Source organism: Candidatus Jordarchaeum sp. (assembly GCF_052745115.1).
The window spans coordinates 1-6,685 of record NZ_JBRAKS010000212.1; the positions used below are offsets into that span (position 1 = coordinate 1).

General features: G+C 41.6%; 4 protein-coding genes. All 4 read right to left on the bottom strand.

Translation table 11 applies throughout. The features are described from left to right. Positions 1-63: 63 nt before the first annotated feature. Positions 64-2,013 carry an aldehyde ferredoxin oxidoreductase family protein gene (locus tag ACUVXA_RS13900; protein WP_445871878.1) on the bottom strand — a complete coding sequence of 650 codons (1,950 nt, stop codon included), beginning with the start codon at positions 2,011-2,013 and terminating at the stop codon, positions 64-66. A 134-nt stretch (positions 2,014-2,147) separates the two neighbouring features. After that, the gene (locus tag ACUVXA_RS13905; protein ID WP_445871879.1) at positions 2,148-3,470 is read right to left on the bottom strand and encodes a phenylacetate--CoA ligase family protein; all 1,323 of its coding nucleotides are present in this window, start codon (positions 3,468-3,470) and stop codon (positions 2,148-2,150) included. A gap of 21 nt (positions 3,471-3,491) precedes the next feature. Beyond that, positions 3,492-4,859, bottom strand: coding sequence for a phenylacetate--CoA ligase family protein (locus tag ACUVXA_RS13910; RefSeq protein ID WP_445871880.1), 1,368 nt, complete (start codon positions 4,857-4,859; stop codon positions 3,492-3,494). Positions 4,860-4,911: 52 nt separating this feature from the next. Continuing rightward, positions 4,912-6,501 carry a class I adenylate-forming enzyme family protein gene (locus tag ACUVXA_RS13915; protein WP_445871881.1) on the bottom strand — a complete coding sequence of 530 codons (1,590 nt, stop codon included), beginning with the start codon at positions 6,499-6,501 and terminating at the stop codon, positions 4,912-4,914. Between the last annotated feature and the right edge of the window lie 184 nt (positions 6,502-6,685).

Sequence of the window (6,685 nt, forward strand, 5' to 3'; positions counted from 1 at the left end):
CTGTTATATGACGCAAAACATGCTCTTCAGCAAAAATTCCAAACCACTGCCTCCAAATTGTATTTAAATTAGACCCAGCTTTTCAAGCTCAACTGATTCTTCTTTAAGGCCCAATTTTATGAGTTTTTCCCTTGTGGGTACCCCTCTCTCTATGCTCCATTCTCGCTCATCATAATAATCATTTACTAACTGGTTTATTGTTTTCTCCGTGATCTGGGTCTCTTTGTAGTAATCCATCCAAGTCAACTCTTTATCTCCATCCTTTATTGTTTTATTTAACCACTGGTTGGGGAACTTATCATGCTCTCTCCAAAATCCTTCCCTGACATTTATGATTTTGTGTAGGTTCCAAATTCTCTCGCCGGTCTTTATGAGTTCACTGGCAGTTATTTCAATTCCCGTAGCGGCTGTGAATAGTTCAGCGCATAGCGTCATTGGATAATATTGTGCGATTTGTTGTCTTGCGCAGATTCCTAGAGAGCTTATCACGGAGTAGTGATCTTCACCATGTTTTGTGAGCCTTGCTACATTGAACCCCATGGGATGATTGAATGTTCTCTCCAGAGCTTCCTCCTCTACTCCCGCCTTTTCACAATATCTTCGAAGTTTCTCCGGCGTTCTACCCATAATCAAGGTCGGTGTCTCTCCTTGAACCACATGCGCCCCTCTGGGATTAACAATCTGTTCAAAGACCTCTGTTCCAAAGTTAATTCTCGGGTCAAATATAATGCTGAGACCTTTCGTATCAAAAGCGTATTTCTTTGAATTCTTACCAATTCTTTGAGCCGCCTTTACCGCTCCTTTCGATAGCAGATGGCCTATACCCTCATTAGAATTAATTTTTTCAATCAGTCTCAAAACGGTTTCAAAATCTCTCTTCAAAGGCATTCCTTCTAAATCCACATCGGTAAGAATGCCCTGTTCATAAAGATCTAAGACAAATTCCATGATGTTTGCAATCATCAGGCTATCCAATCCGTATCTATTGGCTAAGTCATGGCACTTAATGGCTTTGTCGTAGCTTCCGTCTTCACACATTAAGCCATAAAAAGTTGTATTTAGATATGATGTAGCGTATGTTCTCAGGCCTTTAAATTCGCCCTCCTTTATTTCCAGAACATCTTTATCGCCCATCGGGCATGAGGGACACGCTATCCTCGCCTTCTTAGCCTTACTCAAATATACTTCTGGGCCAACCCTCTCTGAGGTCTCCTCCCTAGGAAACACCTCAGTCCAGTTTTTAACCGCGAATCCTGCCTTGTTCCAAGAATCCCACCCTATGAGTATCCCCAGATTTAACCACCAGTCTCTAATAGGATTACTCTTAATTTTCTCAAATATCTTTTTAACCAGCTTCAAAAATCTCTTAGAATCAAAAACTCTAACACCTTTTGTTCCTCTAACAGTTACCGCCTTTAAGTTTTTTGAACCCATTATTGCTCCTAGTCCACCTCTGCCAAGTGTGGAGGTTCGGTCAATTAGAGATAAAGAAATCTCCACCAGATTTTCACCTGAAGGACCTATCGTATTAACCGCGCATTCACTTCCATGCTCTTTCCATAACTTCTCACTTGTCTGGAATATGTCCCTACCCCAGAGATCCCTAGCATCAAAAATCCCCACATCTTCATCAAAAACTCCAAGATAAACTGGTCTACGAGCTTTACCAGTTATAACTAGATGATCATACCCAGCCCACTTGAGATTTGCCGCGAACCTCATGCTCCCACATGCAGATGCAACAGCTCCGTTTATGGGAAACTTTGTGGTAAGAATTAACCTTGAAGTACCAGGTGCCAGTGTTCCTATCAAGGGTCCAGCACCATAAATCAGTGGATTTTCTGGATCTAATGGTTTTACATCTGATTTTATTAGGTCCCAAGCTAACTTGTTATTTATTCCTAAACCGCCAATAAAACGTCTAGCATATTCATCGCTGAGAGGTTCCTTCTCTACACTCTCATTGGTTAGGTCTACTTTCAGTATTGTACCAGCATAACCACCTTTGGTCATGATACTTTACTCCTTCATGATAGTATGTCCCTAGATGTTTGTTCTATGAGCGGTAAATCTGTTAAATGTTTTCAACCTAATTTGTGACCAGAAATTAGAAAAAGGTGAGAAGTTGAAGTTTTAGGATTCTGCGTTTATTCCTTGTCTTTAACTAGGACTTTTTGCATCTTGTGTCCCATTACTCTGACTTCAGATTCGTCTATTAGATTTATTATGGTTGGGAGACCCAATTTTTTACCCATGTCCTCTTCAATCTTATTTTTCGCTGCCTGCTTATCTTCAACTGTGGGAGTAAGAGCTGTACGAATAATTAGCTTACTCTGGGGTTGAGTTTTGTAGCGTACCAATTGGTATGGTTGGAATGATGTTTCAGGGTAAGACCAGAGTAGATCTTCAACATCTCTTAGATGCACTGTTTTGTCTCCAACTATGACCGAGAAGGCTTCTCTTCCTAAAACCTGTGTTCTAGCGTGTGTTCTTCCACAATTGCAGGGCTCTGTTTTAATGATTCCAATATCCTCAGTTCTCCATCTCAAATGGGGTTGTGCTTCGATGTCAAAGACGGTGAATGTCAGGTCTCCCTCTTCGCTTGGACCCACGGATTCTCCTGTTTGTGGATCTACAGCCTCTAAGAAGAGTAGATCTTCGTACCAATGGATTCCATCCTTTTCCGGGCATTCCCATCCCCAGGTGTGCATCTCAGAAACCGAGTTATGATCGTATACTGGGACACCCCAGCATTTTTCGCTTCTATTTCTCATAGGGTCGCTGAGTATATCTCCGGACTGTGAGCAGAACTTTAGTGAGGGTAGTAACTCTTTCATGTTTCCCATGAGGGAAACAAGCTGATTGTAAAGATGTAGTATCCTTGTTCCGGTGTGGAACCAGTTTGCCTTTACCTTGATTAACCAGTTGGGGAAATTAATTATATGCTCCTCTAAGAAGAAGGTGTTGAATACTAACTGTTTTGCTCCTATCTTCTCAACCGCTCTTTTTACTGGTAGCTCCCAGCATAGGTAGCCTGTTTCGGTTAAGAAGCATATGTCATTTTTTCTGAGCCCCAGTGCGTAGATGGCTCTTACAACCTGTTCCGATGAAGTTTCAATATCTTTTTCAGTGTCAACAAATAATGTAGGTAAACCGGTTGTTCCAGTGCTTCTGCTCATAAAACTAAGCCGCTCTTTCGGAACAGCCAGGCTACCCCCATAAAGGTCTCCTGTGGCGCTCCTCTCACTGCGGATATCATCTTTGAGCATAGTAGGAACTTTATTCTGGAAATCTTCAATGGTTTTTATATCCTCAGGAGTAACACCAATTTTTTTGAATTTTCCACGCTGGAATGATGTGTTGTCGTAGCTATACCTAACAATTGCTTTTAATCTCTTGAGTTGTAACTCTTTTATTTCCTCTCTAGGTAACTTTTCCATCTTCTGGTTCCAAAACTCTCCATTCGCCATGCATATCTCCTCCTTCATTTACTACCTTTCAATATACCTCTTGAATAGATGCCCTTGGTTAGGAAATCTCTCATTTTTAGGTAGTAAATACTCCAGTTCTAAAGGTGTTTTTGTAACCTCTTCTGGCGGTATCATTTCTATTTCAGTCTTCACACCGAGTTCGCTGCCGAGTTTTTGCTCTAATTCTTTTTTGAGTTCATCAGGACTCTTCGCCTCAGGCTCATACGAAGCCCTAACTACTAATTTGGGCTGAGGTTGAACCTTGAACTTCACCAGCTGATATGGTTTGAACGCTATAGCCGGTTCCTTCCAAAGTGCCTCCTCTACATCACGCAAATAGATTGAGCCACCGTTAACCTTAACAGTGTGTGACTTTCTACCATAATATTTGGCTCTAACGTGTGTTCTTCCACAAGCACAAGGCTCCGAATCCATGGTAGCCATGTCTCCTGATCTCCATCGCAGATAAGGCTGGGCTTCAATATCAAATACTGTGAATGTTACCTCACCCTTTTCTCCCTGACCTACAGGTTCATTACTTTCAGGGTCTAAAAGCTCTACGAGCATTAAATCCTCCCAGAAGTGAATACCATTCTTCTCTGGACACTCTGAACCAAAGACATGAACTTCAGGTATGTGAATTGTATCGTACAAGGGTACACCCCAAAATTCTTCATTCCTTTTTCTTACCGGCTCGCTGAGCAAGTCTCCACAGTGGGAAAGAAACTTTAGATTCGAATTGATTTCATCGACATTTATTCCTTCTTTGATAAACTTTCTAATAGCTGGAATTAAAAGCCAAGTAGGCTGATTTATAACATTAGGTTCGATTAACCTCACATAAGTTGTAAACATCACTTCCCAGAATGGAGGCACTGTTGAGTATCTAGCAGCCAGACATCCAATTCTGCTAAGCGCCTTTCGAGCAGTCGCTGACCAGCTTGCAGAAACATGCTGGTCTACCATAAATGTATCACTCTTCCTAGCCCCTAGACCATACCATCCTCGAGCAACCATTTCTGAGCAGATATCTAAGTCGTTCTCGGTTTCAGCTAAAAAAGTGCGTTCACCAGAAACTCCTCTAGAAACACCAAACTGTAAAAGTTTTTCAAAAGGAACAGACAGGTAGCCCCCGAAAAGGTCTCGGCTCTGACCAGCTTCGCTTCTTATCTGGTCCTTTGTTATTGTGGGGACCCTTTTGGTGTAATCTTCAATAGATTTAATAGCGTCTGGAGTAATACCGGCGCTCTTGAAACTTTTCTTAACAAATGGAGTTTTGTCATAGGCGTATTTTATTGTTGATTTAAGTTTCTTTAATTGCAAATTTTTAATCTCATTCCTAGGCATAGTCTCAAATTTGATATTCCAAAACTTGTTATCTAAACTCATGTCTAATCAGCCCTTGAAAAATATTAAAAAAATTTTTTAAATGAATTAGTTATTACTTTTTGGCATTCTCATATTTTTCTTTTTCTAGATCCCTCAAGACTTTTCTGAGTGTTTTTCCGACCACGCTCTTCGGTATAGATTTTACGAATTCTACTTTTGTGGGTTTCTTGTAACTGGTTAGTTTTTCTTTACAATAGTCTAATATTTCTTGTTCGGTGGCTGTCTGCCCTTCCTTTAGGACTATGAATGCTTTTGGTGTCTGTCCCCACTTTTTATCTGGAACCCCGACCACTGCAGCTTCCATGACTTTTGGGTGTGCGTATAGAACCTCTTCTATTTCCGTTGGATAGACGTGTTCGCCACCAGTGATAATCATATCATCCTTTCTCTCGGCGAAGTAGATGTAACCGTCTTCATCTCTGCGAACCATGTCGCCGCTGTGGAACCATCCGCCCTCAAAGGCTTGTTTGGTTCTTTCAGGATCCTTATAATACTCGGTCATGATATGTGGGCTCCGGTAGACAGCCTCCCCTATCTCTCCGGGGGCAACAACATTGCCGTTCTCATCAACTACTTTGACTTCTACACAGAACAGTGGGATTCCTAGGGAGTCGGGTTTCCCGTACATGTCTGCAAATTCGGAGCTGAGGTCGGTCGCTGGAGGCATGGCTTCTGTCTGTCCAAACTGGTCATGGAAGGTGGCGTTTGGGAACTTCTCCAATAACTCTTTTTTCACTGTTAGTGGAGTGGGTTGGGCACCGGTTACAAGGTGTTTTAGGGAGCTGACATCGTAGTCCTTAAACTTAGGTGATCGTATACACCATATCCACATGACGGGTATTTGAAATGTGGCTTCTATTTTTTCCTTGTCTAATGCCTCTAGGAACTGTTCCGGTGGACCAGGCATCATGATTACACACTTTCCAGCAACATACATTGTCGATATAAGCCCTGTCAGGGCTGAGCAGTGAAATATGGGTGTGATCACGCCCACTACCCCGAAAGGCCTTGATCCCATATGAATATTGTAATCGGCACACGTAATGTACCGGTCTTTGTGTGTATGGATTACTCCTTTAGGTCTCCCTGTAGTGCCTGCTGTGTATAATAATAAGCAAGGGTCATCATCTTTAGGCCAGTACTTTCCCGGTATCTCAGTACTGGGATAGCTCTCAATGATTTCCTCGTAGCTTCTCATATCTTCCGGTGGAGTATCACTAGCACAAATGAAATGTTTTACATTCTTTACTTCTTTTTTAATCTCCTCCACAGTGGGTGTGAAGTCACCACCAAATATTATTGCCACTGATTTGGAGTGAGGTAAAACGTACTTTAACTCATTTGGTCCATACCTGAAGTTTAGTGGTGCAGCTACAGCTCCAATTTTCCATACTGCAAAGTAGGACTCCATTATCCTGTGCTCATTATAGAACATGATTGCCACATGGTCACCTGGTCGTACGCCCATATCTAGAAGACCGTTCGCCAGAGAGTTAACTCGATCATTAAGCTCTTTATACGTTAATCTCTTGTTTCGGAAAAGGTCTACAATAGCAGGATAGTTAGGATATTTGTTTGCGTTTCTGGTTAAAATAGGACCCAAAACAAGACGTCTAAAGGGATAATCTTCGTAAGAAGACATACCACATCTCTCCTCTCATTTATTTTATTAGTTAGTTATAAGGATGTAATATATAATTCTTTTCGCTCATAAATAAAAATTTTGTGGCTGACCATTTTTGCTGGCGTTTTTTAAGGATCTGGAAGCGTCCCAACATATTGCCAACAGGAACAAAAAAATAACCATCTCCAGAACATCCCGCAGA

Excerpts from the sequence above, each read along its gene's own strand:
- ACUVXA_RS13900 (WP_445871878.1), bottom strand. The coding sequence starts at position 2,013 with ATGACCAAAGGTGGTTATGCTGGTACAATACTGAAAGTAGACCTAACC.
- ACUVXA_RS13905 (WP_445871879.1), bottom strand. The coding sequence starts at position 3,470 with ATGGCGAATGGAGAGTTTTGGAACCAGAAGATGGAAAAGTTACCTAGA.
- ACUVXA_RS13915 (WP_445871881.1), bottom strand. The coding sequence starts at position 6,501 with ATGTCTTCTTACGAAGATTATCCCTTTAGACGTCTTGTTTTGGGTCCT.
- ACUVXA_RS13910 (WP_445871880.1), bottom strand. The coding sequence starts at position 4,859 with ATGAGTTTAGATAACAAGTTTTGGAATATCAAATTTGAGACTATGCCT.